Annotated in this window: 1 protein-coding gene and 1 pseudogene; both read left to right on the top strand. The window is 75.2% G+C overall.

Annotated features, from left to right (window positions below):
- Positions 1-94: 94 nt before the first annotated feature.
- Positions 95-544: a DMT family transporter gene (locus NBW84_RS23815; protein ID WP_250287579.1), complete on the top strand. Its 450-nt coding sequence runs from the start codon at positions 95-97 to the stop codon at positions 542-544.
- 268 nt (positions 545-812) lie between these two features.
- Positions 813-1,626 (top strand): annotated as a pseudogene (locus NBW84_RS23820) (apolipoprotein N-acyltransferase); the annotation flags it as partial.

A 1,626-nucleotide genomic window follows, 5' to 3' on the forward strand; every position in this document is an offset into this window, starting at 1 on the left:
GCCACCGGGAGCCCTGCTACCGGGAGGCAGCCGGGCAGCCGCCGGGAAGCAGCCACCAGGCCCGGGAAGCAAGAGGCCCGGGAAGAGGGAAGGAATGACCGCCACCGATGTCGCCCACCGCCCGGCCGCCGGCCACCGGCAGCCGGCCGATCCCTCCCGAAGGACCCTGATGAGCTGGCTGGCTCTGGTGGCCGCGATCGCCTGCGACGTGGCAGCCACCTACGCCCTCGCCGCCTCCCACGGCTTCCGCAACATGGTCCCCTCGGTCCTCGCCGTCCTCGGGTTCCTCCTGACCACCTACCTCTTCGGTGTCGCGCTCACGAGGCTGGGCCCGAGCGTGTCGTACGCCGCCTTCGGGGCGCTGGGGACCACCGCGGTCGCCGTCATCGGCATCGCTCTGGGCACGGAGCGCGCCAACTGGCTCAAGACGGGCTCCCTGGCCCTGATCATCATTGGCGTGGCGCTGCTCCCGCTCGCCGACCACCGGGACAAGGCCGCTGCACCGCCTGCCGCGCACGGCCCCGAACGGCCCGCCCGGGGCTGAGATGCCAACCAGGCAACACCGACACCCGCCGGGAACCGTGCGCATCATGGGTCCCCATCCGGGGGAACGAGAGGACGAACGGTCGCCTTAGCAGCCGTTTCCGTACTCGTTCCACACTTGCCCCCATGATCATGACAGGATGTGTCACCACAGGGTCCTGGCGTCGTCTCCGGTCCGGGCCTGAGCCGCGGCGGCCTCCCGGGCCCGGGAGGCGGATGTTTCGCCGACCCGGTCGATGGCGGCCCAGCCGGTGGCCGACACTGGAAGTGTGACAGCCCAGGACATGCCGAGCGCGGGCCGCGGCACGAGCCGCGGTGCCGTGACCTGCGCGGACGACACGTCCGGGGCGGACGCGGATGCCCCGTCATCCCAACGGCCGCCCCAGCGGCTGGTTCGGCGCCTGGCCCGCCGGCTGACCCGGCCGCTGGTGGCGGCCACCGCCGGCGTGCTGCTGTACCTGGCGTTCCCGCCCACCGGGATCTGGCCGCTGGCGCCGGTCGCGGTCGCGGCCCTCACCCTGGCCGTGCGCGGTGTGCGCCTGCGCTGGTCGTTCGCCCTCGGCATGCTGTTCGGTCTCGGCTTCATGCTGGCGATGCTGCGTTTCGTGATGTTCGTCGGCATCGACGGCTGGGTGGCGCTCTCGGCCGGCGAGGCGGCCCTGCTCGCGCTGGTCGCCCCCGCGAGCACCGCGGTGACGCGGATGCGTGGATGGCCGCTGTGGGTGGCCGCGGTGTGGGCCGTACAGGAGGCGGTACGCGCGCGGGCGCCCTTCGGCGGCTTCCCGTGGGGGAAGCTGGCCTTCAGCCAGGCGGACGCGCCGCTGGCACCGCTCGCGGCACTCGGCGGCACACCGCTGGTGACCGCCGCGGCCGCCGGCACCGGCGCGCTGCTGGCCGCGGCCGTCATCCGCGCGGCCGCGCCGGCCACGGGCGCCACCGGATCCGCCCGCCCGTCCGGGCCGGACAACGGGACGGACACCAGCGCGGACGCCAGGACGGACGCCAGGACGGGCGGCCGGGGCCGCCGGGCGCGGACGGCCGTGGCGACAGCCCGCCCGCTGGCCGCGGCCGCCGCCGTGACCC

This window comes from Protofrankia sp. CiP1_Cm_nod2, from assembly GCF_920664355.1.
Classification (GTDB): domain Bacteria; phylum Actinomycetota; class Actinomycetes; order Frankiales; family Frankiaceae; genus Protofrankia.

What these genes read in the sequence shown, in the direction of transcription:
- NBW84_RS23815 (WP_250287579.1), top strand. Translation starts at nt 95, where the DNA reads ATGACCGCCACCGATGTCGCCCACCGCCCGGCCGCCGGCCACCGGCAG.